General features: G+C 71.4%; 22 protein-coding genes, 1 pseudogene and 1 riboswitch. Of the genes and pseudogenes, 19 read left to right on the top strand and 4 right to left on the bottom strand.

Annotated elements, in window-relative coordinates:
- The first annotated feature begins 110 nt into the window (after positions 1-110).
- The 9 genes and pseudogenes from shc (at position 111) to OG199_RS08540 (ending at position 9,740) form a co-directional block, all read left to right on the top strand.
- Positions 111-2,114 carry a squalene--hopene cyclase gene (gene shc / locus OG199_RS08580; protein ID WP_401805218.1) on the top strand — a complete coding sequence of 668 codons (2,004 nt, stop codon included), beginning with the start codon at positions 111-113 and terminating at the stop codon, positions 2,112-2,114.
- Positions 2,114-2,755 carry a 1-hydroxy-2-methyl-2-butenyl 4-diphosphate reductase gene (locus OG199_RS08575; protein ID WP_356803105.1) on the top strand — a complete coding sequence of 214 codons (642 nt, stop codon included), beginning with the start codon at positions 2,114-2,116 and terminating at the stop codon, positions 2,753-2,755. Before shc ends, OG199_RS08575 begins: the two co-directional genes overlap by 1 nt.
- 5 nt (positions 2,756-2,760) lie before the next feature.
- Positions 2,761-3,783, top strand: coding sequence for an adenosyl-hopene transferase HpnH (gene hpnH / locus OG199_RS08570; protein ID WP_148012166.1), 1,023 nt, complete (start codon positions 2,761-2,763; stop codon positions 3,781-3,783).
- A 4-nt stretch (positions 3,784-3,787) separates the two neighbouring features.
- The gene (gene ispG, locus OG199_RS08565; RefSeq protein WP_266704334.1) at positions 3,788-4,945 is read left to right on the top strand and encodes a flavodoxin-dependent (E)-4-hydroxy-3-methylbut-2-enyl-diphosphate synthase; all 1,158 of its coding nucleotides are present in this window, start codon (positions 3,788-3,790) and stop codon (positions 4,943-4,945) included.
- A gap of 28 nt (positions 4,946-4,973) precedes the next feature.
- Positions 4,974-6,872: a 1-deoxy-D-xylulose-5-phosphate synthase gene (gene dxs, locus OG199_RS08560; RefSeq protein ID WP_405828874.1), complete on the top strand. Its 1,899-nt coding sequence runs from the start codon at positions 4,974-4,976 to the stop codon at positions 6,870-6,872.
- Complete coding sequence (locus tag OG199_RS08555; protein ID WP_405828872.1) at positions 6,869-8,269, top strand: aspartate aminotransferase family protein; 1,401 nt, start codon at positions 6,869-6,871, stop codon at positions 8,267-8,269. Before dxs ends, OG199_RS08555 begins: the two co-directional genes overlap by 4 nt.
- Positions 8,270-8,515: 246 nt before the next feature.
- Positions 8,516-8,662, top strand: a pseudogene (locus OG199_RS08550) (lipid II flippase MurJ); the annotation flags it as partial.
- Positions 8,663-8,928: 266 nt separating this feature from the next.
- On the top strand, positions 8,929-9,582 hold the full coding sequence (locus tag OG199_RS08545) for an XRE family transcriptional regulator (RefSeq protein WP_351720356.1): 654 nt from the start codon (positions 8,929-8,931) through the stop codon (positions 9,580-9,582).
- Positions 9,583-9,623: 41 nt separating this feature from the next.
- The gene (locus OG199_RS08540; RefSeq protein WP_148012225.1) at positions 9,624-9,740 is read left to right on the top strand and encodes a DUF6126 family protein; all 117 of its coding nucleotides are present in this window, start codon (positions 9,624-9,626) and stop codon (positions 9,738-9,740) included.
- A gap of 61 nt (positions 9,741-9,801) precedes the next feature.
- Here OG199_RS08540 and OG199_RS08535 read toward each other — a convergent pair whose 3' ends face one another.
- Positions 9,802-10,599, bottom strand: coding sequence for a tyrosine-protein phosphatase (locus tag OG199_RS08535; protein WP_356803097.1), 798 nt, complete (start codon positions 10,597-10,599; stop codon positions 9,802-9,804).
- A gap of 552 nt (positions 10,600-11,151) precedes the next feature.
- A riboswitch (cyclic di-AMP (ydaO/yuaA leader) is annotated at positions 11,152-11,308 on the top strand.
- Positions 11,309-11,313: 5 nt separating this feature from the next.
- Here OG199_RS08535 and OG199_RS08530 point away from each other — a divergent pair.
- Both OG199_RS08530 and OG199_RS08525 read left to right on the top strand, forming a co-directional pair.
- Entirely contained in the window at positions 11,314-12,153 is an 840-nt protein-coding gene (locus OG199_RS08530) for a LysM peptidoglycan-binding domain-containing M23 family metallopeptidase (protein WP_405828870.1), read from the top strand.
- Between the two features lie 273 nt (positions 12,154-12,426).
- The gene (locus OG199_RS08525; protein ID WP_356803117.1) at positions 12,427-13,212 is read left to right on the top strand and encodes an SGNH/GDSL hydrolase family protein; all 786 of its coding nucleotides are present in this window, start codon (positions 12,427-12,429) and stop codon (positions 13,210-13,212) included.
- 88 nt (positions 13,213-13,300) lie between these two features.
- On the opposite strand, the gene OG199_RS08520 is transcribed toward OG199_RS08525, so the two are convergent.
- The 3 genes from OG199_RS08520 to OG199_RS08510 all read right to left on the bottom strand — a co-directional run bounded on the left by OG199_RS08520 (position 13,301) and on the right by OG199_RS08510 (position 15,492).
- Positions 13,301-13,921, bottom strand: coding sequence for a TetR/AcrR family transcriptional regulator (locus OG199_RS08520; protein ID WP_405828868.1), 621 nt, complete (start codon positions 13,919-13,921; stop codon positions 13,301-13,303).
- A gap of 198 nt (positions 13,922-14,119) precedes the next feature.
- Positions 14,120-15,310, bottom strand: a complete 1,191-nt coding sequence (locus OG199_RS08515; protein WP_405828866.1) for a Glu/Leu/Phe/Val dehydrogenase dimerization domain-containing protein — start codon at positions 15,308-15,310, stop codon at positions 14,120-14,122.
- The gene (locus OG199_RS08510; protein WP_401805224.1) at positions 15,307-15,492 is read right to left on the bottom strand and encodes a hypothetical protein; all 186 of its coding nucleotides are present in this window, start codon (positions 15,490-15,492) and stop codon (positions 15,307-15,309) included. Before OG199_RS08510 ends, OG199_RS08515 begins: the two co-directional genes overlap by 4 nt.
- 595 nt (positions 15,493-16,087) lie before the next feature.
- Between OG199_RS08510 and OG199_RS08505 the strand changes: the two genes are divergently transcribed.
- The 8 genes from OG199_RS08505 (at position 16,088) to tdh (ending at position 24,513) form a co-directional block, all read left to right on the top strand.
- Positions 16,088-17,365 carry an MBL fold metallo-hydrolase gene (locus OG199_RS08505; RefSeq protein WP_356803089.1) on the top strand — a complete coding sequence of 426 codons (1,278 nt, stop codon included), beginning with the start codon at positions 16,088-16,090 and terminating at the stop codon, positions 17,363-17,365.
- Positions 17,366-17,720: 355 nt separating this feature from the next.
- Positions 17,721-19,748, top strand: a complete 2,028-nt coding sequence (locus tag OG199_RS08500; RefSeq protein WP_356803087.1) for an ATP-binding protein — start codon at positions 17,721-17,723, stop codon at positions 19,746-19,748.
- A 71-nt stretch (positions 19,749-19,819) separates the two neighbouring features.
- On the top strand, positions 19,820-20,254 hold the full coding sequence (locus tag OG199_RS08495; RefSeq protein WP_356803085.1) for a roadblock/LC7 domain-containing protein: 435 nt from the start codon (positions 19,820-19,822) through the stop codon (positions 20,252-20,254).
- 2 nt (positions 20,255-20,256) lie between these two features.
- A complete protein-coding gene (locus OG199_RS08490; RefSeq protein WP_153287578.1) occupies positions 20,257-20,628 on the top strand; it encodes a DUF742 domain-containing protein in 372 nt (123 codons plus the stop codon).
- Positions 20,606-21,205: an ATP/GTP-binding protein gene (locus tag OG199_RS08485; protein WP_356803083.1), complete on the top strand. Its 600-nt coding sequence runs from the start codon at positions 20,606-20,608 to the stop codon at positions 21,203-21,205. The genes OG199_RS08490 and OG199_RS08485 overlap by 23 nt, the downstream gene beginning before the upstream one ends.
- 101 nt (positions 21,206-21,306) lie before the next feature.
- Entirely contained in the window at positions 21,307-21,924 is a 618-nt protein-coding gene (locus tag OG199_RS08480) for a GAF domain-containing protein (protein WP_356803081.1), read from the top strand.
- A 199-nt stretch (positions 21,925-22,123) separates the two neighbouring features.
- Entirely contained in the window at positions 22,124-23,317 is a 1,194-nt protein-coding gene (locus tag OG199_RS08475) for a Gfo/Idh/MocA family protein (protein WP_401805229.1), read from the top strand.
- A gap of 167 nt (positions 23,318-23,484) precedes the next feature.
- Positions 23,485-24,513, top strand: a complete 1,029-nt coding sequence (gene tdh / locus OG199_RS08470; RefSeq protein WP_356802066.1) for an L-threonine 3-dehydrogenase — start codon at positions 23,485-23,487, stop codon at positions 24,511-24,513.
- Positions 24,514-24,521: the final 8 nt, after the last annotated feature.

Here is a 24,521-nt window from a genome sequence, read left to right as displayed (position 1 = left end):
TGTCTCCCCAGGTTCTCCGCTTCGTACGAGAACAGGGGACCCCATGAGAGCGACGCACCGGCCGACGGCGGACCCACAGCAGAGACGTACCACTGCACGAAGGGGAAGCCATGACAGCGACGACCGACGGAAGCACCGGGGCACTGCCGCCCCGCGCTGCCGCGGCCAGCGAAATCCAGCCAGAGACGACTCCCGTGGCGGCCGGGACAGTCGAGACCCGAGACGTCGCCGAGCACGCCATACAGCGTGCCACCGGTTACCTGCTCTCGCGGCAGGACGCCGAGGGCTGGTGGAAGGGCGACCTCGAGACGAACGTCACGATGGACGCCGAGGACCTGCTCCTGCGCCAGTTCCTGGGAATCCTCGACGAGACGACCACCCACGCCGCCGGACTGTTCATCCGCGGCGAGCAGCGCGAGGACGGCGCCTGGGCCACCTTCTACCGTGGCCCGGGCGACCTCTCCGCCACCGTCGAGGCGTACGTCGCCCTGCGGCTGGCCGGGGACGCCCCCGACGCGCCGCACATGACGAAGGCCGCCGCGTGGGTCCGGGAGCGGGGCGGTATCGCCTCGGCCCGCGTCTTCACCCGGATCTGGCTCGCCCTGTTCGGCTGGTGGAAGTGGGACGACCTCCCCGAACTCCCGCCGGAACTCATCTACTTCCCGAAGTGGATGCCACTCAACATCTACGACTTCGGATGCTGGGCGCGGCAGACGATCGTGCCGCTCACCATCGTCTCGGCGAAGCGACCTGTGCGGCCCGCCCCGTTCCCGCTGGACGAGCTGCACACCGACCCGGGCAATCCCAGTCCGGTCAGGCCCACGGCTCCCGTGGCGAGTTGGAGCGGCGTCTTCCAGCGGCTGGACAGGGCGCTGCACCAGTACCGCAAGGTCGCGCCGCGGCCGCTGCGCCGTGCCGCCATGAACGCGGCGGCGCGCTGGATCATCGAACGACAGGAGAACGACGGCTGTTGGGGCGGCATCCAGCCGCCCGCGGTGTACTCCGTCATCGCGCTCCACCTGCTCGGCTACGACCTCGACCACCCGGTGATGCGTGCCGGGCTCGAGTCCCTGGACCGCTTCACGGTCTGGCGCGAGGACGGGGCCCGGATGATCGAGGCCTGCCAGTCGCCCGTGTGGGACACCTGCCTGGCGACCATCGCGCTCGCCGACGCGGGGCTGCCGGCCGACCATCCGCAGCTGGTCAAGGCCGCGGACTGGATGCTCGGCGAGGAGATCGTCAGGCCTGGCGACTGGTCGGTGAAGCGGCCTCATCTCCCGCCGGGAGGCTGGGCGTTCGAGTTCCACAACGACAACTACCCCGACATCGACGACACCGCCGAGGTGGTCCTCGCGCTGCGCCGTGTGCGCCATCACGACCCGGAACGCCTCGAGAAGGCGATCGGGCGCGGGGTGCGCTGGAACCTCGGCATGCAGTCCAAGGACGGCGGCTGGGGCGCGTTCGACGTCGACAACACCAGCCCCTTCCCCAACCGGCTGCCGTTCTGCGACTTCGGCGAGGTGATCGACCCGCCGTCCGCGGACGTCACCGCGCACGTGGTGGAGATGCTCGCGGTGGAGGGCCTCTCGCACGACCCGCGCACCCGCCGGGGCATCGAGTGGCTGCTCGCCGAACAGGAGCCCAACGGCTCGTGGTTCGGGCGCTGGGGCGTCAACTACGTCTACGGCACGGGATCGGTGGTGCCCGCGCTGACGGCCGCCGGACTGCCCGCCTCGCACCCGGCGATCCGCCGAGCGGTCGGCTGGCTGGAGACCGTCCAGAACGACGACGGCGGCTGGGGCGAGGACCTGCGCTCCTACGACGACGCCGCCGAGTGGAGCGGCAAAGGCGCCTCGACCGCCTCACAGACCGGGTGGGCGCTGCTCGCGCTGCTCGCGGCCGGGGAGCGCGACTCCAAGGCCGTGGAGCGCGGTATCGCCTGGCTCGCGGAGACCCAGCTGCCCGACGGCTCCTGGGACGAGCCGTACTTCACCGGCACCGGGTTCCCGTGGGACTTCTCGATCAACTACCACCTCTACCGGCAGGTCTTCCCGCTCACCGCGCTCGGCCGCTATGTCAACGGCGAGCCGTTCGCCGAGGTCAAGGGGGGTTGATGAGCACGAAGCCCGAACCGGCCCCGCTGCTGATCGCCTGCGCGCTCGGCATCGAGCACCTCGCCCTGCGCACCGGCGACCGGAGCGGTTCCGACGGGCCCGTCACCGTCCTGCGCACCGGCATGGGACCAAGGGCCGCGGAGCTCTCGCTCGGCCGGGTCCTCGCCGGCCCGGCGCTGCGCGAGGCCGCCGTCCTGGCCACGGGCTTCTGCGCGGGGCTCGCCCCGGGCATGCACCCCGGCGACCTGGTGGTCGCCGAGGAGACCCGGGATCCGCGCGGGAGCACTCCGTGCGTGGGCACGGAGCTGCTGGTCAAGGAGCTGGTGCGCGCCGTGCCCGGGCGCACCGTCCATACGGGGCCGCTCACCGGCTCCGATCACGTCGTCCGTGGTCACGAACGGTCGGACCTGTTCGCGACCGGCGCCATCGCGGTCGACATGGAGTCCGCGGCGACGCTGCGCAGCGCCGTCCGCGCGGGCCCCCGTCCGGTTGCGGCCGTCCGGGTGGTCGTGGACGCTCCAGAACATGAACTCGTCCGTATCGGCACGGTGCGCGGTGGAATATCAGCTTTCCGTGTTCTTCGTGCCATCCTTCCCGCTTTTTTTGAATGGCACCGTTCTTTGCTGCTCCCTCGGAGGTGAGCCAGATGGCCATGCCACTTCGGCAGTCCATGAAGGTCGCTGCATACCTGTTTGAACAGAAGCTCAGGAAGCGGGACAAATTCGCGCTGATCGTCGAGTTGGAACCCCTCTTCGCGTGCAATCTCGCGTGCGAGGGATGTGGCAAGATCCAGCACCCCGCCGGCGTGCTCAAGCAGCGGATGCCAGTGGCCCAGGCCGTGGGGGCTGTGCTGGAGTCCGGCGCCCCGATGGTGTCCATCGCGGGCGGCGAACCTCTGATGCACCCGCAGATCGACGAGATCGTGCGGCAGTTGGTGGCCAAGAAGAAGTTCGTCTTCCTGTGCACCAACGCGATGCTGCTGCGCAAGAAGATGGACAAGTTCAAGCCCTCGCCGTACTTCGCCTGGGCCGTGCACATCGACGGGCTGCGTGAGCGGCACGACGAGTCCGTGGCCAAGGAAGGCGTCTTCGACGAGGCGGTCGAGGCCATCAAGGAGGCCAAGCGGCGCGGCTTCCGGGTCACCACCAACTCGACCTTCTTCAACACCGACACCCCGCAGACCGTCATCGAGGTCCTCAACTACCTCAACGACGACCTGAAGGTCGACGAGATGATGCTCTCGCCCGCCTACGCCTACGAGAAGGCCCCCGACCAGGAGCACTTCCTCGGCGTCCAGCAGACCCGGGAACTGTTCAAGAAGGCCTTCGCGGGCGGCAACCGGCGCCGCTGGCGGCTCAACCAGAGCCCGCTCTTCCTGGACTTCCTGGAGGGCAAGGTCGACTTCCCGTGCACCGCGTGGGCGATCCCGAGCTACTCGCTCTTCGGCTGGCAGAAGCCCTGCTACCTGATGAGCGACGGGTACGTGCAGACGTACAAGCAGCTCCTGGAGGAGACCGACTGGGACTCCTACGGTCGCGGCAAGGACGACCGGTGCGCCAACTGCATGGCGCACTGCGGCTACGAGCCGACCGCCGTCCTCGCCACCATGGGCTCCCTCAAGGAGTCCCTGCGCGCCGCCCGCGAGACGTTCACGGAAAGCCGCGGGTGACGTCATGACCGCCGTTTCCTTGGGCCTCCCCGAGGTGCCGGTCCGACCGATCGCGGAGCGCCGTGTGTCACGGCGGATCCAGGTCGGACCGGTGGCGGTCGGGGGAGGAGCACCCGTCTCCGTGCAGTCGATGACGACGACGCGTACGTCGGACGTCGGTGCCACGCTGCAGCAGATCGCGGAACTCACCGCGTCCGGCTGCCAGATCGTCCGGGTCGCCTGTCCCACGCAGGACGACGCGGACGCCCTCGCGACGATCGCCCGCAAGTCGCAGATCCCGGTGATCGCGGACATCCACTTCCAGCCGAAGTACGTCTTCGCCGCCATCGACGCGGGCTGCGCGGCGGTGCGGGTGAACCCGGGCAACATCAAGCAGTTCGACGACAAGGTGAAGGAGATCGCGCGCGCCGCCTCCCAGGCGGGCACGCCCATCCGGATCGGTGTGAACGCGGGCTCGCTCGACCGGCGGCTGCTGGAGAAGTACGGCAGGGCGACGCCGGAGGCGCTCGTCGAGTCGGCGCTGTGGGAGGCGTCCCTCTTCGAGGAGCACGGGTTCCGGGACATCAAGATCTCGGTGAAGCACAACGACCCGGTCGTCATGGTCAACGCCTACCGCCAACTGGCGGCGGCCTGCGACTACCCGCTCCATCTGGGCGTCACGGAGGCCGGCCCGGCGTTCCAGGGGACCATCAAGTCGGCTGTCGCCTTCGGGGCGTTGCTCGCGGAGGGCATCGGGGACACCATCCGGGTCTCCCTGAGCGCGCCGCCCGCCGAGGAGTGCAAGGTCGGTATCCAGATCCTGGAGTCGCTGGGCCTGCGTCAGCGGCGCCTGGAGATCGTCTCGTGCCCGTCCTGCGGGCGCGCCCAGGTGGACGTCTACAAGCTGGCCGACGAGGTCACGGCCGGTCTGGAGGGGATGGAGGTCCCGTTGCGCGTCGCGGTCATGGGCTGCGTCGTCAACGGCCCCGGCGAGGCGCGGGAGGCGGACCTGGGGGTCGCCTCCGGCAACGGCAAGGGGCAGATCTTCGTCAAGGGCGAGGTCATCAAGACCGTGCCCGAGTCGAAGATCGTCGAGACCCTCATCGAGGAAGCGATGAAGATCGCCGAGCAGATGGAGAACGACGGAGTCGGGTCCGGGGAGCCGGCCGTCACCGTGAGTTGATCAGCACGGACCGAGAGGGGGCCCGAGCGTGACGATTCTGGAGAGCATCCGGGGACCACGCGACCTGAAGGCGCTGTCCGAGGCGGAGGTCGGTGAACTGGCTGATGAGATCCGGGAGTTCCTGGTGCACGCGGTCGCCAGGACCGGTGGACATCTCGGGCCCAATCTGGGGGTGGTGGAACTCTCCATCGCACTCCACAGGGTCTTCGAGTCACCCGTCGACCGCATCCTGTGGGACACCGGTCACCAGAGCTACGTGCACAAGTTGTTGACGGGACGTCAGGACTTCTCCAAGCTGCGCGGCAAGGGGGGCCTTTCCGGCTACCCCTCGCGCGAGGAGTCCGAGCACGACATCATCGAGAACAGCCACGCCTCCACGGCGCTCGGCTGGGCGGACGGCCTCGCCAAGGCCCGCCAGGTGCAGGGGGAGAAGGGCCATGTCGTCGCGGTCATCGGCGACGGCGCGTTGACCGGCGGGATGGCGTGGGAGGCGCTGAACAACATCGCCGCCGCGAAGGACCGTCCGCTGATCATCGTCGTCAACGACAACGAACGCTCGTACGCGCCGACCATCGGCGGCCTCGCCAACCACCTCGCCACCCTGCGGACGACGGACAGCTACGAGAGGGTGCTGGCCTGGGGCAAGGACGTACTGCTGCGCACCCCCGTCGTCGGACCCACGCTCTACGAGTCCCTGCACGGCGCCAAGAAGGGCTTCAAGGACGCCTTCGCACCGCAGGGCATGTTCGAGGACCTCGGACTCAAGTACGTCGGTCCGATCGACGGACACGACACGGGAGCCGTGGAGTCCGCGCTCCGGCGCGCGAAGCGCTTCCACGGGCCGGTGCTGATCCACTGTCTGACGGAGAAGGGCCGCGGCTACGAACCCGCGCTCGCGCACGAGGAGGACCGTTTCCACACGGTGGGCGTGATGGACCCGCTGACCTGCGAGCCGCTCGCGCCCTCCAACGGGCCTTCCTGGACCTCGGTGTTCGGCGACGAGATCGCCCGGATCGGGGAGGAGCGCGAGGACGTCGTGGCGATAACGGCGGCGATGCTGCACCCGGTGGGACTCGGCAGGTTCGCCGAGCGGTTCCCCGACCGGGTGTGGGACGTCGGGATCGCCGAGCAGCATGCCACGGTCTCCGCGGCCGGACTCGCCACGGGCGGCCTCCACCCGGTCGTCGCCGTCTACGCCACCTTCCTCAACCGGGCCTTCGACCAGCTCCTGATGGACGTCGCGCTGCACCGCTGCGGCGTCACCTTCGTACTGGACCGGGCCGGTGTCACCGGCGTCGACGGCGCCTCGCACAACGGCATGTGGGACATGTCCGTCCTGCAGGTCGTGCCGGGCCTCAGGATCGCCGCGCCGCGCGACGCCGACCAACTCCGCGCCCAGCTGCGGGAGGCGGTCGCCGTCGACGACGCCCCGACACTCATCCGCTTCCCGAAGGAGTCGGTGGGCCCGGCGATCCCGGCGACCGACCGGGTGGGCGGCCTCGACGTCCTGTACCGGTCCGCGGAGACCCCGCAGGTCCTCCTGGTGGCCGTCGGTGTCATGGCGCCGGTCTGCCTCCAGGCCGCCGAACTGCTGGAGGCCCGGGGCATCGGCTGCACGGTCGTCGACCCGCGCTGGGTCAAACCCGTCGACCCGGCCCTGCCCGGCCTCGCGGCCGAACACCGGCTCGTGGCCGTCGTCGAGGACAACAGCCGGGCGGCCGGCGTGGGCTCGGCGGTCGCACTGGCCCTGGGGGACGCCGAAGTGGACGTACCCGTAAGGAGGTTCGGGATCCCGGAGCAGTTCCTCGCGCACGCCAAGCGCGCGGAGGTGCTGGCCGACATCGGGCTCACGCCCGTCGAGATCGCCGGGCGGATCGGGGCCGGCCTGGCAGTCAAGGACGAGCTGTCCAAGGAGAAACAGGAATGACCACCCCTTCCGGAAAACGGGAGTTCGACCTCGGCGCGCTGCTGGCCGAGCGCGGGGCCGAGCGCTACGAGCTGCACACCAAGTACCTGAACCACCAGCTCCCGCGCATGCTGCACACCATCGGCTTCGACAAGGTGTACGAGCGGGCCGAGGGCGCGCACTTCTGGGACGCGGACGGCAACGACTACCTGGACATGCTCGCCGGGTTCGGGGTGATGGGCCTGGGCCGCCATCACCCCGTCGTCCGCCAGGCGCTGCACGATGTCCTGGACGCCTCGCTCGCCGACCTCACCCGCTTCGACTGCCAGCCCCTGCCCGGACTGCTGGCGGAGAAGCTTCTCACGCACAGCCCGCACCTGGACCGGGTGTTCTTCGCCAACAGCGGTACGGAGGCCGTGGAGACCGCCCTGAAGTTCGCCCGGTACGCCACCGGCAAACCGAGGATCCTCTACTGCGCGCACGCCTTCCACGGGCTGACCACCGGGTCGCTGTCCGTGAACGGCGAGGACGGGTTCCGCGACGGCTTCGCCCCGCTGCTGCCCGACACGGCCGTCCCGCTCGGCGACCTCGACGCGCTGGCCCGCGAGCTGAAACGGGGCGACGTCGCCGGGCTCATCGTCGAGCCCATCCAGGGCAAGGGCGTGCACGAGGCCCCGCCCGGCTATCTGCGCGCCGCCCAGGAGTTGCTGCACCGGCACAAGGCGCTGCTCATCGCCGACGAGGTGCAGACGGGCCTGGGGCGGACCGGGGACTTCTACGCCTACCAGCACGAGGACGGCGTGGAACCCGACCTGGTGTGCGTGGCGAAGGCGCTGTCCGGCGGTTATGTGCCGGTCGGTGCCACCCTCGGCAAGGACTGGATCTTCAAGAAGGTCTACTCGTCGATGGACCGGGTCCTCGTCCACTCGGCGAGCTTCGGGTCCAACGCGCAGGCCATGGCGGCCGGCCTCGCCGTGCTCTCCGTGATGGAGAACGAGCAGGTCGTCGCGAACGCGCGGGCCACGGGGGAGCAGTTGAAGACCCGGCTCGCGGCGCTCGTCGACACGTACGAGCTGCTCAGTGACGTCCGCGGCCGGGGGCTGATGATCGGCATCGAGTTCGGGCGGCCCAAATCGCTGAAGCTGCGCAGCCGTTGGACCATGCTGCAGGCCGCGCGCAAGGGGCTCTTCGCGCAGATGGTCGTCGTCCCGCTGTTGCAGCGGCACCGCATCCTCACCCAGGTCTCCGGGGACCACCTGGAGGTGATCAAACTGATCCCGCCGCTGATCGTCGGTGAGCGGGACGTGGACCGGTTCATGGAGGCCTTCGTCGCCGTGATGGACGACGCGCACAGCGGTGGCGGGCTGATGTGGGACTTCGGGAAGACGCTCGTCAAGCAGGCGGTGGCGAACCGCTAGGTCCCGTCCGCCCTTTCCCGTCCGCCCTTTCCTGTCCGGCACCGCTTGCCCGACGGGAAGGGGCGGGCTCGCCCCAGGGGCGGACACGACGCATCCGCGGCCCGCCCGGCCCCAGGGCCCGGAGTGTCCGCCCGCCGCGCCACGTGGACGGGAGACCGCGGGCCCACCGGAGAACCCGGGCCCGGCCGATCTCTACGCCGTAGATCGGGTACGTGGTGGAGGGGACGCGGAGCGCGGCGAGAACGCTACGCCTCCGCCGCGGACACGGCACTGCCCCATGGCGGGGTGGGATTTTCGGCCTAGACCTACGCGCAGACCATCTGGTCGCTGCCGCGGTCGGTCGTCACCGTCTCGCTGGTCACCGCCCTGCTGCCGCGGATGAGCCGGGCGGTGCTCTCGCACGATTCCTGGAGGTCAGCGAGGTGCGGAGCCTGCCGGGCCTGGGGTGAACGCCCGGTCCCGACCGCGTCGCAGCGGCCGGTCGTCGACGGCTGTCACCGGGCGAGAGCAGGCTTCCGGCCTCGGCGACGGTCTCCGGCGACGGCTCGAGGTCGCGACGGAGGTTCTCCGGCTTCCCGCGCCACGACGCCGGCCACGGCGTCTTTGCCTCTGAGGCAAGAAATTTGCCCGAGAGGCAAGATTGCGGCTCAATGGAGTGCATGAGCCCCATCGAGCCGGGGGCGGCCGGTACGCCGCCCGAGCCCGGGACAGCCGACGCGCTGCCCGTCGTCGCGCCGCAGTTGCGTGAACTGCGGCGGCGCGCCGCACTGACCCTGGAGGCCGCGGCCCGCGCCGCAGGGCTCTCGGCCGCCCATCTCTCCCGGCTGGAGACGGGACAGCGCCAGCCCTCGCTGCCGATGCTGCTCGCTCTCGCCCGCATCTACGGTACGACGGTCTCGGAGCTGCTGGGCGAGAGGGTCGCCGAACGGGACGCCATCGTCCGGGCCGCCGACATGGAGCCGACCGCGGCGGGCGGCTGGACCTACTGGCAGGCCGGTTCGCCGGGCCGCGGGATGCAGGCGCTGCGGGTGCACGTCCCCTACGGCTCCCAGGGCGACATCGTGCGCGTCCATCCCGGCGAGGAGTGGCTCCACGTCCTCCAGGGGCGGCTGCGGCTGCGCCTCGGGGACACCACGCAGGTGCTCGCGCCCGGGGACAGCGCGCACTTCGACTCGCTGACCCCGCACCGCATAGCCGCCGCCGACCAGGCGGGCGCCGATCTCCTCTTCGTACACACCCTGTTGCAGAGCCCCGCCGCCGCGCTGTGCCTCGGCCCGGCGGCGGCGCACCCGACCCTGGGAGAGATGTCATGACGGAACCCACGCAACCCACGGAACCCGGCCCCCGTCGGTCCATGGAGGACAAGTTCCCCCGTGCGCTGTGGGTACGGCTGATCATCTACGTCGCCGTCGGTCACCTCTTCGCCGCCTTCATCTACCTGCTGTTCACGCTGGGAGCGCAGAACCAGTAGACCGGGGGCCGGCGGACGTCCGTACAGCCGTACAGCCGTACCGCCGTACCGCCCGTGGACGTCAGTCGAGGAGCCGGTCGCGCAGCCGGTCGCGCAGGTCGGGGGTGAGGCGCAGGGCCTGCTCCAGGTAGCTGTCGACGCCGCCCCAGGTCTCCTCGATCGTCTCGAAGGCCGCCGTCAGATACTCGGCCCGCGCGTCGAACAGCGGGCTGAGCAGCTCCATGACCTCGGGGGAGCGGGCCGTGTCCGAGGTGCCGTTGCGGTGGACCTTGTAGCGGCGGTGCCGCGCGTTCGACTCCAGGTAGTCGGCGACGATGGCGTCGCGCTCGACGCCCACGGCGAGCAGCGTCACGGCTATGGACAGGCCGGCGCGGTCCTTGCCCGCCGCGCAGTGCATCAGCGCGGGCACGCTGTCCTCGGCCAGGGCGTGCAGCACCTGGGAGTGCTCGGCCGTCCGCTCGGTGATGATCGTGCGGTACGAACCGATCATCCGGTCCGCCGCCCGGCCGTCGCCGAGGTGGGCACGGAGCTGGTCGAGCTCGCCGTCGCGGACCATCTTCCAGAACTCGCTGCCGTCGGCCGGGTCCGTCAGCGGAAGGTTCACGTTCCGGACACCGGGCAGCTCGACGTCCGGCCCCTCCAGCTTCTGGTCCGAGGCATTGCGGAAGTCGAAGATCGTGTGCAGGCCGAGCGAGGAGAGGAACACGGCGTCCTCCTCCGTGGCGTGCGCGAGGTGACCACTGCGGAACAGCCGCCCGGACCGCACCCGTCGGCCGTCCACGGTGGGCAGGCCGCCCACGTCTCGGAAGTTGCGCACTCCGGCCAGCTCGGGCTCGGTCGACGGGACCTGCTGCGTCACGGGGGCTCCTCCCATAGGGCCGTCGGCACCGCTCGTCGTTGCTCGCCGACGGGAATCGCCTCTCGACGATACGACATGGGTTCCTCGGGCAATGAGTTGTCCACAGGCGCCCCGAGAACGGCGCTCTCGGGGCGCACGGACGGGTGAAACAGGTGAAGTGCATCGAAATGCGGTGCTGTTGCACCACGGACCGCGCCCGGGACCGCGCGGGGATCTCGGTGCGCCGCGGTCATCAACCTTTGTCTGATATTGGCGTTTTGTGTCAGTTGTCACTTCAGGTCGAACTCGCCCGGGAATATGGCTACATGGGAGGACGTGCGTGAGCAGCGTCATACGCGTGACGATGCGTGGCGGCATTCCCTCCACCATGTGCCCGGACCGCCGCGCGGATTGCCGGGATGGAGGGGGCGCTGTGCACGGAGGGTGACGGGCAATTCGGGCATCGATCATGAAAAGGGTGCGTGCGGGGATCGCGCACAGTTGTCGACGCCCTCTCCCCTCGCCTACGTTCGCCCTCAATCCGGACGGACGCCCAATCCTGCCGCCGCCCGGAATCCGCACTCACCCGTACGCGGCAGGAGCGGGGGATCCACAGGTATCGCGCCTGTTCCGGTCTCCGGAACGGCTAGGGGTACAGCCGCGCTGCCGCGCGGCCGGACATCTCCAGTCCGCACCCGACAGCTCACCTCGCAGGCGCCGGAGAGGAAATGCGCCATGCCCGCGAAGGGTAAGCACCGTCGCCCCAAGTTCCTGCGTCTGCCCCGCTCGATCGCCGTGCTCGGCACCGGTGGTGCCGCGCTCGCAATGCCGCTGATGGGGGCCGTCTGCGCCCATGCCGCGGCCCCGGCGGCCGCGGTCCCGTCCGCCGTGCAGAAGATCACGACGGTTTCCGTACCTGGGACCGCCGCGGAGAAGACCGCGGCGAAGACCTATGTCGTGAAGGCCGGCGACACACTCGCGAAGATCGCCGACCGGCAGCACGTCAGCGGCGGCTGGAAGAAGCTCTACGCCGACAACCGCGCGGTCGTCGGCGGCGATCCGACGGCGATCCACCCCGGTCTGAAGCTCACGATCGAGGGGCAGGGCGCCGCGCAGCCGGCCGCGTCCACCGCCACCCAGGCCTCCGCGGCCAAGGCCGCCGCAGCCGGGTACACCCTGCCGGTCGAGGGGGCCACCATCGGCACCGGCTACAAGGTGCCCGGCAGCATGTGGTCCAGCGGCTACCACACCGGTGTGGACTTCGTGGTCCCGACCGGCACCACGATCAGGTCCGTCGCCGCGGGCACCGTCGTCTCGGCCGGCTGGGGCGGCGCGTACGGCAACCAGGTCGTCATCCAGCACGCGGACGGCCGGTACTCGCAGTACGCCCACATGTCCGCGCTCTCCGTCGCGGCGGGGCAGACCGTGACCGAGGGGCAGCAGGTCGGCGTCTCCGGCGCGACCGGCAACGTCACCGGTCCGCACCTGCACTTCGAGATCCGCACGACGCCGGACTACGGCTCGGACATGGACCCGGTCGCGTACCTGCGCTCGTACGGAGTCGTCGTCGGCTGACGCCCCCACGCGACCCGCGGGCCGGACCCCACGATCCCGGGGTCCGGCCCGCGGTGTCTCGTCGATGCCGTGCCGGCGTCGTCTCCGGATCACGGTCTTCCAGGTGTGGCGGCTGTTCAACCACGCCTGAGAGAACCCTATTCCGGATTTCGCCGGTCTTTATGAGTGGCTTATCTCACCACCCGTCAACCCATTCCTACGGTCGCGTAGCTCACATCCCAAGGTGAATCATGGCTCGACGTGGCAGACGATTCGAAGAGTGACAACAGAGCGGTGATCGGGTCGTACGTGGCGGTGGGGGACAGCTTCACCGAAGGCGTCGGCGACCCCGGCCCCGAAGGAGCCTTCGTCGGTTGGGCGGACCGTTTCGCGGTACTGCTCGCGGACCGGCAGCCGGAAGGCGACTTCACCTACACCAACCTCGCCGTCCGCGGGAAGCTGCTCGACCAGGTCATCGACGACCAGCTCCGGCGGGCCAAGGAACTCGCCCCGGACCTGGTCTCCTTCTGCGCGGGCGGCAACGACATCATCCGGCCCGGCACCGACCCCGACGAGGTCGCGGAGCGCTTCGAGCGCGCGGTCGCCGACCTCACCTCGGCCGTCGGCACCGTCATGGTGACGACCGGCTTCGACACCCGTGGCGTCCCGGTGCTGAAGCACCTGCGCGGCAAGATCGCCACGTACAACGGACATGTGCGGGCCATCGCGGACCGGTACGGCTGTCCGGTCCTCGACCTGTGGTCCCTGAAGACGATCCAGGACCGGCGCGCCTGGGACGGCGACCGACTGCACCTGTCGCCGGAGGGCCACACCCGGGTCGCGCTGCGGGCCGGCCAGGTCCTCGGCCTCGACGTGCCCGCCGACCCGGACCAGCCCTGGCCGCCCCTGCCGCCCCGCGGCACGCTGGAGGTACGGCGCGACGACATCCACTGGGCGCGCGAATACCTCGTGCCGTGGATCGGACGAAGGCTGCGCGGGGAGTCCTCGGGCGACCATGTCGCGGCCAAGGGCAGCCTGTCGCCGAACGACATCAGGATGCGGATCGGATCCGTCGCCTGAGCCGCGTGACATCGCGGGACGGCCGACGGGCGGGACCGCGGGGGGGCGTCGCCCCGGACACGGCGGGGGATGTGCCGGGGCAGGCGCCTCAGCGCACCGCCGCCGTCAGGGCCGCCCGCTCGATTCCCAACTCCCGCGCGAGCGCGTCGTCCACCCACTCCTGGGCCCGCGCCCGCGACACCGCGCCCGTGTAGGCGGTCATCTGCACCGCCAGCCCGTCGAGCAGCGCCGTCAGCCGCAGCGCGGCTCCCGCGGGATCCGGGCACCGGAACTCGCCGCCGGCCACTCCCTCCGCGATCACCTCGGTGATCGCGGCCTTCCACTGCCTGTCGAGGTCACGCGTGACCTCCCGCAGCGCGGGCTCGCGCAGCGCCGCGCCCCAGCCCTCGATCCACAGTCGCCAGCCCTTGGCCTGGCCGGTCGGCGCGTACCAGCGGACGGCCGCGCGCAGTCGTCGCAGCGCGGACGTACGGCGGCCGAGCAGCTTGCGCAGATGGGCGAGGTCGTCCTCGGCGGCGTGGGTGAACGCGGCCGCGACCAGCTTCTCCTTGGTGGAGAAGTGGTACAGCACCAACGCGTTGCTCACCCCGAGCGACGAGGCCACGTCGGCGATCCGTACCGCCGCCACGCCCCGCGCCTCGATCTGTCCGATGGCAGCCCGCAGCAATTCCTGACGCCGCTCCGCCACGCTCAACCGCACCCTTGCCACGCGGCAACCCTAGTGCCTCGCCCGGGTCGGACGGCTCCCGGTGGCCGATCCGGACACGTCCTGTCTCTGCGGACACCGGGAACTCCCGTCCCGCGCAGGCGGATCGGACGAGAGCGCGACGGGATTCGGCGGCAGCGCGGTGCCGGAGTCGGGCCGGAAGCCCGGCGCGGGAGTCGGGCCCGGAACCCCGCTCCCGGGTCAGCGGTACCAGCCGAACCGTTCCGCGATCACCGGCAGCCGGTCGGCGACGATGGCGTGCGCGGCGGCCCGCGGCGTCGTCCCGTCGGCCTCCGCGCGGGCGAGCATCCGGTCGATCAGACCGCGCATGGAGCGTCGGGTGTACGCGAACGCCTCGTCGGCGTCCGCGCCGATGTCGCCGAAGAGCGTCCACCACCACCAGGCGTTCGTCCCGGAGTTGACGACGACGTCCGGCAGCACGAGGACACCGCGCGCGGCGAGCAGGTCCTCCGCCCCGGGCAGGACGGGCATGTTGGCCGCCTCCACGATCCAACGGGCGGTGATCCGGGCCTGGTTCGTGGTGTCGATCGCGTACGAGACCGCCGCGGGCACCAGGACGTCCGCGTCGGCCGACAGCCAGGCATCGGCCGGGAGTTCACGGTCGGCCGGGCGCAGCACCGCGCGGTCCACCGTCCCGTAGGCGTCTCTCGCCGCGAGCAGCGCGTCGACGTCGAGTCCGTCCGGATTCCCGATCGTGCCCTTGATGTCGGCGACGGCCACGACGGTGAGTCCGGCGCGCGACAGGAAGCGCGCGGTGGCTCCGCCCATGGTGCCCAGGCCCTGTACGGCGACGCGCGTTCCCGGGTACGCGACTCCGGCGCGGTCCAGGGCCGCGAGCACCGACTCGGCGACACCGCAGCCCCCCACGAGTTCGTCGAGCCCGATCCCGTCCACCTCGACCGCGAAGGCGTCCGCGAGACGGCTCCGCGCGCTCTTCTCGTCGTCGAGCAGCGGGTACACGGCCTGGATGGACGAGACGAGCCCCGCCTCCGTGGCGGCCCGGTCCACCAGGTCCTGGGAGAGCCCGAGATCCTCGCCCGTGGTCCAGAAGTTCTCGATGTACGGGCGCATGGCACGCAGATAGCGCACCAGGAGGCCGTACGACGCGGGGTCCTGGGGGTCGCAGTCGATGCCGCCCTTGGCGCCGCCCAGCGGGATGTAGCGGCCCTCGGGGTTGTAGTGCAGGGCCTCCTTCATCGTCATGCCCCGGGCCAGCCCGGCGACCTCGTCCAGGGTGCAGCCTTCGCGCATCCGCAGCCCGCCGCTGGAGACGCCCCGGACCAGACGGTCGACCACGAGGAACCCCGGGCGGCCGGTGACGTGGTCGGTCCAGGTGAGTGTGATCAGGGGCGTGGTCGGGGGCGCGGTCATGGGTACTCCTCGGGGGCGGGGATCAGGGTGGGGCGGTGGGTGCGCGGCACCTCGGCGGGGTGCGGGCCGGTTCGTCGACGGGCGCGCCGTCCGTGGGCGGTCGGCGGCGACCGGAGACCGCTCCCGGCCGGCTCGGTACCCACGGCGACGATCACATCGCGACCCGCCAGCCACTTCTGCACCGACTCAGTGTGCAGGGACACCCCTGGGCGGGAGGTGACGGCGCTCGGGATCGGTCGCCTTCGGTGAGTGCGTCGGCATCCATCGTTCCTCCCGGTGCGGACGGATCGGCGCGAGCGCCTCCACCGGAACCTTTACTGAATCGTCAGTCAGTATCGGAACGCTGCCCGCGCTGTGTCAATCCACTGGACGGATCAGCGGTGGGTGGGGGCGGACAGGGGAGTGAGGGGTGGCGTCGGCGCGGGCGGCTCCGCGCTGGTGGCCCAGGTGTTCGCGCGGCCGGCCCGTTCGGCGGCCGGCTCGCCGGAGGTGACCGGCCGGGCGCCGGGCCGGGCACCCGGCGGCCGTCGGGCCGGTCGGGCCCGCGCGTCCCGAAATCCCCTTCCCCGGTGCGGAAGAAGAGAGAGCGCCGCGGGGTTGCGAGATACGGGCCGTAGGCCCCTCCGGCGCGTTCGCCCGGCAGTGCGGGCGCCGGGACCCCGTCCTCGCGGCGCGCGTACCGGGGACACCACGCCGTGACCCCGCGAGGGCGGAGTCCCGGCACCGTCAGAGGGGCCGACCATAATGGGAGGCCTGACCGACTCCATTGGAGGTACCGTGACCGGTTTCCGTACGTTGAGCTCCGGGCTCCGCGCGCTGCAGCCCGCCGCCTTCGGCGCGGACCCGGGCGGTGAGCGCCTGGAGCGCATCCGCAGATCGCCGAATTTCGCGGACGGGGTCTTCCAGAACCCGGTGAGCGCCCGGACCCGCCCCGACGGCTCCATGATCGAGTTCGCGAAGGTCTTCTTCCGCAAGGAGGAGCGCGTCCGTCGCGCCCCCGCGGGCACGGTGCCGGTGCACGCCACGACGCTCGCCGACCTCGCCAGGCCCGCGAAGAGCGGGCTGCGGATCACCTGGATGGGGCACTCCAGCGTGCTGGCGGAGATCGACGGGCACCGTGTGCTGTTCGACCCGGTCTGGGGCGAGCGCTGTTCTCCCTTCAACTTCGTCGGACCCAAGCGGCTGCACCCGGTGCCGCTGCCGCTGGCCGCGCTGGGCCCGGTCGACGTCGTCGTCATCTCGCACGACCACTACGACCACCTGGACCTGCCCACCATCAAGGCGCTCGCCGACACGGACACGGTGTTCGCGGTGCCGCTCGGCGTCGGCGCCCACCTGGAGCACTGGGGCGTCTCCCCGGACCGCCTGCGTGAGCTGGACTGGAACGAGTCCACGAAGGTCGGCGGCATCTCCCTCACCGCCACGCCCGCCCGACACTTCTGCGGCCGGGGCCTGCGCAACACCCAGCACACGCTGTGGGCCTCCTGGGCGGTGGCGGGCGACGAGCACCGGATCTACCACAGCGGTGACACCGGCTATTTCGAGGGCTTCAAGGACATCGGCGCCGAGCACGGCCCGTTCGACGCCACGATGATCCAGATCGGCGCGTACAGCGAGTTCTGGCCCGAGATCCACATGACGCCCGAGGAGGGCATGCGTGCCCACCTGGACCTCCAGGGCGGCCGGCCCGACGGTGTGATGATGCCGATCCACTGGGCCACGTTCAACCTGGCCACGCACCCGTGGGTGGAACCGGGCGAGGGGACCATAGCGGCCGCGCAGGCGGTCGGCGCGCGCATCGCGCTGCCGCACCCCGGTGAGCCCTTCGAGCCCACCTCCGGGACCGTCCCGGCCGAGCCCTGGTGGCGCGGGGTGGCCGTGCCGCCCGAGGGTGGCTGGCCCGCGGTCGGGACGACCGGCGCCACCGCCCCGGCCTCCGGCGTGTCCGCCTCCGGGACGCCTGCTTCCGGCATGGCGGGCTCCGACACGCCGGGTGACACCGGCGGCGGCGCCGCGGAGGACACCGGAGAGCCGGAGACGGTGCCCGCAGGCTGAATCTCCTGAAAGTCCGATCTACGGCGAGGGCCGGGGCGCGTCGCGCTCCCCGGCCCTCGCCGTCTTTTCATGACCACTTCTGACCAGCACTGATCGGAACGGCACCTCTAGGGAACGCGTGTCCGACAGTGATATCGATCTGCCGTGCGAGGCCTCATACCAGAGCGGGACGCTGTCCGGGGGACTTTGTCAACTGCCCACCGCACCTGTCCCGTTGCCGACTACTGTCAGTTGCCGTCGGGCGACGCAGGGCCGTTTTTTTCGGCTCTCTCGACCGGCACCGCGATGGCGCACGCCCGAGTCGCGCAGACCCGCGGGAGCCCGAGTGCCCCCGACGCCCAGTACGAGGACGCAGATGTCTCACCTTCGCGCACCGGCCGCCCGCGCAGACCGCCGTGAGGGCGGGCGGCACGGACGGCCGGTGGCCCGTGCCGCCCCCTCGCCGCCCGAGACCCCCCTCCGGCCCCAACTGCTGCGGATGGCGGTCCTGCCGCCCACCGCGGTGGCCCTCAGCGCGTGTGCGGCCGTCCTGTTCACCGTGCGCTCCACCGGCGCCCGCCCGGGCGCGGTTCTCTGGGCGGTCCTCGCCGGCGCCCTCGGGGTGGCCCTCGCGGGCATCCTGATCGCCGCCGTGGCCGCCGACCGGGCCGCCCGGTCCGTCCGGGACCGCCTCGGCGCGATACGCCGCACCAGCGCGCGTACGGAGGCCGACCTGCGCGCCGTCGTCGAGGGCCTGCGCCGCGGCGAGACCCCGTCCCCGCGCGCACCGAACCGCCGGCCCCTCCCGGACGCCGACGACTTCGAGCTGCTCGCCGCCGACCTCTCCCGGGCGCACGACGGCGCCGTCACCGCCGTCGTACAGGCCGCGCAGCTCTCCAGCCGGGCCGGCAGCGAACAGAAGGTCGAGGTCTTCGTCAACCTGGCGCGACGGCTTCAGTCCCTCGTGCACCGGGAGATCTCGATCCTCGACGAGCTGGAGAACGAGATCGAGGACCCGGACCTGCTCAAGGGCCTCTTCCACGTCGACCACCTCGCCACCCGCATCCGGCGGCACGCCGAGAACCTCGCCGTCCTCGGCGGTGCCGTTTCCCGGCGCCAGTGGAGCAACCCCGTCTCCATGACCGAGGTGCTGCGGTCGGCGATCGCCGAGGTCGAGCAGTACTCGCGGGTCAAACTGGTGCCTCCGATCGACGGCACCCTGCGCGGGCACGCCGTCGCCGACGTCATCCACCTGCTGGCCGAACTCGTCGAGAACGCCACGGTGTTCTCCGCCCCCCACACCCAGGTGCTGCTGCGCGTCAACCTCGTCACCTCAGGGCTCGCGGTCGAGGTCGAGGACCGAGGTCTGGGCATGCCGCCGGGCGAGCAGGACAAGATGAACGCGCTGCTCACCGACCCCGATCAGGTGAACGTCGCGAGCCTTCTCCAGGACGGCCGCATCGGCCTCTTCGTTGTGTCGCAGCTCGCCCGGCGACACGGCATCCACGTCCGGCTCCAGAGCAACATCTACGGCGGTGTCCAGGCCGTACTCGTGGTGCCGCAGGAGCTGTTGGGCACGGAGCCGGGCGCCCCGGGGCACCTCGCGCAGGGGCGGCCCCGCGAGACGGCGGGCGGCGCGCTTCCGCCCGCGGGACCAGCGGCCGGGCAGGCCGTGCCGCTCCCTCCCGCGGGCGGGGCGGCGTCCCCCGTGCCCCGGCAGTCGCGCCGGGAACAGGCGGAGCCCGTCATGCCGCGGCGCGACGGCACGGACGATGGCGGGCCGGCGCCGCTCCCGGTGCGCGGTGCCCGCGCGGAGCGGCCCAATCCGGCGGAGGCCGTGCCCGGCATCCGCCCCGACGACCGGCACATCCTCGCGGAGAACGCGGAGATGCCGCCCACCCCGCGCAACGGAGCGGTCCGCGGCACCATGGCGAGGCCCCAACTGCCCCGCCGGCGCGCCCAGGAGCACATCGCGCCCCAACTGCGCGACGGGCCCCTGCCCCGCCCGGACTCGGAGCACGTCGCCGGTCACGACCCCGGGCTGATGGCGGCGTTCCAGCGCGGGATCGGACTGGCGGAGGCCCGGCAGACGGAGGTCCCCACCGATCGGCCGCACCCGGACCCCGGGCACCCGGACCCCGCGCGCCTGGACGCGCTGCCACCCCTGCGAGTGATCCGCGTCGACCAGCCGTCCCCACGCTCGCCCCACCTGGAAGGCCACCTGGACGTACCGCCCCTGGGGGCCGTCCGAACGGCCGACGAACCCGCGGGCGCTGCGCACAGGGCCGACCCGCACACCGCGCATGCGCCCGCCCCGCCCGACGCGCCGGGGACGCGTGACACCGCCCCCACGCCCGGACACGACCTCACGGCCCGGCACGACGGGAGCGCACCGGCCGGATGACCAGTCTCCTGAGCACGCCCACCCCCACCTGCGCTCCCGCAGACCTTCGTACCCCAAGGAGTCGATCCACCATGGCGAGCGACGTGCCGACCGGCCATGCATCCGATCTCGACTGGCTGATGAGCGGCCTCGTGCAGCGCGTGCCGCACACCACCAGCGCGGTACTCCTCTCCAGCGACGGGCTCGTGAAGTCCGTGCACGGCCTCGACCCGGACAGCGCCGACCACATGGCGGCCCTGGCCTCCGGCCTGTACTCGCTCGGCCGCAGCGCGGGCGCCCGCTTCGGGGACGGCGGCGACGTGCGCCAGGTCGTCGTCGAACTCGACTCGACCCTGCTGTTCGTCTCCACCGCGGGCTCCGGCACCTGTCTCGCGGTGCTCGCCGGACGCGAGGCCGACGCGGCGGTCCTCGGCTACGAGATGGCGATGCTCGTCAAGAGCGTCCGTCCGTACCTGATGACCGCGCCCCGGCAGGCCGCCGTCGGCCCCACGGCGATGAGGCCTTGAGGGTGGCCGCGGCCGGCGACGGGCCCTGGCTCGACGACGCGGCCGGGCGGCTGGTGCGTCCCTACACGGTCAGCAACGGCCGGACCCGTCCGACCACCGCGCTCGACCTGTTGTCCCAGGTCATGGTCACCGGAGCCACGCCCCTCGGCTACCTCGGCCCGGAGCACACCCAGGCGCTCGAACTGTGCCGGGCGCCCGTCTCGGTCGCGGAGATCGCCGCCCAGCTCAAGCTGCCGGCGGCGGTCACCAAGGTGCTGCTGTCCGACCTCGTCGACTGCGGGGCGCTGACCACCAAACCCCCCGAGTTCCACCACAACCCCACTGACCGGTCTCTTCTGGAGGCAGTGCTCGATGGACTACGACGACAGCTCTGATCCCTTCCCCACCGCGCTGAAGATCCTGGTGGCGGGAGGGTTCGGAGTCGGCAAGACGACCTTCGTGGGCGCGGTGAGCGAGATCGCGCCGCTCAGCACGGAGGAGCTGCTCACCACGGTCAGTGCCGCGACCGACAATCTCGACGGCGTCGAGAACAAGGTCGAGACCACGGTGGCGATGGACTTCGGCCGCATCACCCTCGACCCGGAACATGTGCTGTACCTCTTCGGCACACCCGGGCAGGAGCGGTTCTGGTTCATGTGGGACGAACTGTCCGAGGGCGCGCTCGGTGCGGTGATCCTCGCCGACACCCGCCGCCTCGAGGACTGCTTCGCGGCCGTCGACTTCTTCGAGCAGCGCGGTCTCGGCTTCATCGTCGCCGTCAACGAGTTCGACGGTGCCTTCCGCTACGACCCCGCCGAGGTACGGGCGGCCATCGACCTCGACCCCGGGGTCCCCATCGTGCGCTGCGACGCCCGGATCTCCAGTTCGGGCGTGCAGACCCTGCTCACTCTGGTACGGCACCTCCTCGCCCACGCTCCGGCGCACGCCCCCATTCATGGCGTCCACAGGTGACGTACTGACCTGCGCCGCCCGGCGAAAGAGCCCGCACGCGACCCACGTTCCCGACCATGGAGCCCGCATATGACACCCGGCCCCCACCAGGGAGTCCGTCCATGAGCTACGACCCGCCGCGCCCGGTCGGCCGGCTGCTGCTGACCCCGGAGGACAAGGACGCCCCCGCCCGGGTCCGGCGGCTGCGCCGACTCGGCCTGGGGGAGCACGCCGAGCCCGCTTTCGACGCCTTCGCGGACCGGCTCGCCGACGTCGCCGCGGTGCCGTACTCGATGGTCAACTTCATCGACGAGAACCGGCAGTTCTTCGCGGGCCTGCACACCCCGGACGGCAACGTCTCGACCACCCGGCCGGTCCCGGCTCCCGTGGACGGCACCCACCATGGTGTCGGCCGCTATATGACCCGCGACTACGGGTTCTGCCCCCATGTGGTGGTCCGCCGCCGGGCGTTGGTGCTGGAGGACGTCTGCGACTATCCGCGCTTCGCGGGCAACCCGGTCGTCGACGAGATCGGGGTCCGCTCCTACCTCGGCGCCCCGCTCATCGACCGCACGGGCATCGCCCTCGGCACCGTCTGCGTCGTCGACCTCGAACCGCGTCCGTGGGGCAGAGCGGGCCTGGAGACCATCAAGACGATGGCGGCGGAACTGGTCGAGCAGCTCGGACAGCGGGAGGGTGGCGTGGGAGGCATGGGTGGCGTGGGAGGCGTGGGGTTCTGAGGCCACGCGGCGCCGACCGCGCGTGCGCGGCGCACGTATGACGTGCCCGCGGGAGCCGTGCCCGCCGTGCCCGCCGTGCCTGCCGTGCGTGTCGTATCCGCTGTAGCCGCCGTATCCGCTGGGACCGCCGGGGGTTGACCCCGCCCGCGCGGAGGAACGCTGTGCCCGAGCCACCCCGACACGGCCCGGAAGGCACCCCATGACCGATCTGCGTCTCGGCGTTCTCGGCTTCGGCCTGCGCGGCCCCCTCGCGCTCACCGCCCACCGCCCCGGCCGGGGCTCACGTGTGACCGTTCTCGCCGAACACGACCCGCTGCTGCGGGAGTCCGCCGCGGCCCGGATCCCCGGCGTCCGGACCGTCGACGACCACCGCGAGGTCGTCCACGCCTCCGACGTCGACGCGGTACTCGTCCTCACCCCGGACCACACCCACGCCGACCTCGCCCGCGAGGCGCTGCGCGCGGGCAAGCCCGTCTTCGTCGAGAAGCCGCTGGACATCACCATCGAGCGCTGCGACGCCGTCCTGCGCACCGCCTTCGAGACGGGCACCCGCCTCTACGTCGGCCACAACATGCGCCACATGCCGGTGATCCGCCTGATGCGCGACCTCGTCCGGGGCGGTGCGGTGGGGAACGTCAAAACCGTGTGGGTGCGGCACTTCGTCGGCTTCGGCGGGGACTGGTACTTCAAGGACTGGCACGCCGAACGCCGTTTCACCACCGGCCTGTTGCTGCAGAAGGGCGCCCACGACCTCGACGTACTGCACTGGTTGGCCGGCGGCTACACACGGCAGGTGCAGGCGCTCGGCGACCTCATGGTGTACGGGGACAACCGGCATCGACGAGCGCCCGGAGTGCCCAAAACGGAGGACTGGTACACCGACGACGGCCACTGGCCCCCGCACACCCAGCGGGCCCTCAATCCGGTCATCGACGTCGAGGACGTCTCGCTGGTCAACCTGCGCCTGGACAACGGAGTGCTGGCGGCCTACCAGCAGTGCCACTTCACCCCCGACTACTGGCGCAACTACACCGTGATCGGCGACGCGGGCCGGCTGGAGAACTTCGGCGACGGGCCCGGCGCCGTGGTGAAGGTCTGGAACAGCCGCCGTTCGGGGCACCGGGACCGGGCCGACGCCGAGTACCCGGTACCGGAGCCCCCCGAGGACGCCGGACACGGCGGCGCGGATCCGCTGCTGATCGACGAGTTCCTCCGGTTCGTGCGGGAAGGAGGGCGCACCGACACCTCCCCGGTGGCCGCGCGCATGGCGGTGGCCGCCGGCTTCCGGGCGACGGAGTCCCTGCGGGACGGCGGCACCGCGCGCGAGGTGCCCGCGCTCGACCCCGAGCTGGTCGCCTACTTCGAACGGGGGCAGGTGCCCGGGGAGGTGTAGGGGCCGGGAATCCGACGTGTGAAGGAAAGCTGCGGCCGCGTTTAAGAAAACCTCGATGGACCAGGACTACGGTCGTACGGCAGATTCCTCAGGGAATACACCCCTCTCCCCGGTACGGGCCCCTTCGGCGTGCCCTGGCCCGGGGGCTCACCCACAGGAGCCGTCGCGTGAAGGCGCTGGTCAAGGAGAAGGCGGAGCCCGGGCTCTGGCTCGTGGACGTCCCGGAGCCGGAGATCGGCCCCGGCGACGTACTGATCAAGGTCCTCAGGACCGGGATCTGCGGAACCGACCTGCACATCCGCAACTGGGACGGCTGGGCGCAGCAGGCCGTCAGCACGCCGCTCGTGCTGGGCCACGAGTTCGTCGGCGAGGTCGTCGCGACCGGCCGTGACGTCGCCGAGATCAAGGCCGGCGACCGCGTCAGCGGCGAAGGCCACCTGGTGTGCGGCAAGTGCCGCAACTGCCTGGCCGGACGCCGCCACCTCTGCCGCGCCACGGTGGGTCTCGGTGTCGGCCGCGACGGCGCGTTCGCCGAGTACGTCGCCCTGCCCGCCACCAACGTGTGGGTGCACCGGGTCCCCGTGGACCTCGACGTCGCCGCGATCTTCGACCCGTTCGGCAACGCCGTGCACACGGCGCTCTCCTTCCCGCTGGTCGGCGAGGACGTCCTGATCACCGGTGCCGGACCGATCGGCCTGATGGCCGCCGCGGTGGCCCGGCACGCGGGCGCCCGCAACGTCGTCGTGACCGACGTCAGCGAGGAGCGCCTCGAACTCGCGCGCAAGATCGGCGTGAGCCTCGCCCTGAACGTCTCGTCCGCGACGATCGCCGACGGCCAGCGCGAGCTGGGGCTGCGCGAGGGCTTCGACATCGGCCTGGAGATGTCCGGCCGTCCCGAGGCGATGCGCGACATGATCGCCAACATGACACACGGCGGCCGGATCGCGATGCTGGGCCTGCCCGCCGAGGAGTTCCCGGTCGACTGGTCCCGGATCGTCACCTCCATGATCACGATCAAGGGCATCTACGGCCGGGAGATGTTCGAGACCTGGTACGCGATGTCGGTGCTCCTCGAAGGGGGCCTCGACCTCGCTCCCGTGATCACCGGCCGATACGGCTTCCGCGACCACGAGGCCGCCTTCGCCGAAGCGGCCGGCGGCCGTGGCGGCAAGGTCATTCTGGACTGGACCCTCTAAGGAACTGA

The sequence above is a fragment of the Streptomyces sp. NBC_01176 genome (assembly GCF_045039825.1).
Classification (GTDB): domain Bacteria; phylum Actinomycetota; class Actinomycetes; order Streptomycetales; family Streptomycetaceae; genus Streptomyces.
This window is presented reverse-complemented; position numbering and strand designations above follow the sequence as displayed.

Excerpts from the sequence above, each read along its gene's own strand:
- shc (WP_401805218.1), top strand. The coding sequence starts at position 111 with ATGACAGCGACGACCGACGGAAGCACCGGGGCACTGCCGCCCCGCGCT.
- OG199_RS08575 (WP_356803105.1), top strand. The coding sequence starts at position 2,114 with ATGAGCACGAAGCCCGAACCGGCCCCGCTGCTGATCGCCTGCGCGCTC.
- hpnH (WP_148012166.1), top strand. The coding sequence starts at position 2,761 with ATGGCCATGCCACTTCGGCAGTCCATGAAGGTCGCTGCATACCTGTTT.
- ispG (WP_266704334.1), top strand. The coding sequence starts at position 3,788 with ATGACCGCCGTTTCCTTGGGCCTCCCCGAGGTGCCGGTCCGACCGATC.
- OG199_RS08555 (WP_405828872.1), top strand. The coding sequence starts at position 6,869 with ATGACCACCCCTTCCGGAAAACGGGAGTTCGACCTCGGCGCGCTGCTG.
- OG199_RS08545 (WP_351720356.1), top strand. The coding sequence starts at position 8,929 with ATGAGCCCCATCGAGCCGGGGGCGGCCGGTACGCCGCCCGAGCCCGGG.
- OG199_RS08540 (WP_148012225.1), top strand. The coding sequence starts at position 9,624 with ATGGAGGACAAGTTCCCCCGTGCGCTGTGGGTACGGCTGATCATCTAC.
- OG199_RS08530 (WP_405828870.1), top strand. The coding sequence starts at position 11,314 with ATGCCCGCGAAGGGTAAGCACCGTCGCCCCAAGTTCCTGCGTCTGCCC.
- OG199_RS08515 (WP_405828866.1), bottom strand. The coding sequence starts at position 15,310 with ATGACCGCGCCCCCGACCACGCCCCTGATCACACTCACCTGGACCGAC.
- OG199_RS08500 (WP_356803087.1), top strand. The coding sequence starts at position 17,721 with ATGTCTCACCTTCGCGCACCGGCCGCCCGCGCAGACCGCCGTGAGGGC.
- OG199_RS08495 (WP_356803085.1), top strand. The coding sequence starts at position 19,820 with ATGGCGAGCGACGTGCCGACCGGCCATGCATCCGATCTCGACTGGCTG.
- OG199_RS08485 (WP_356803083.1), top strand. The coding sequence starts at position 20,606 with ATGGACTACGACGACAGCTCTGATCCCTTCCCCACCGCGCTGAAGATC.
- OG199_RS08480 (WP_356803081.1), top strand. The coding sequence starts at position 21,307 with ATGAGCTACGACCCGCCGCGCCCGGTCGGCCGGCTGCTGCTGACCCCG.
- OG199_RS08475 (WP_401805229.1), top strand. The coding sequence starts at position 22,124 with ATGACCGATCTGCGTCTCGGCGTTCTCGGCTTCGGCCTGCGCGGCCCC.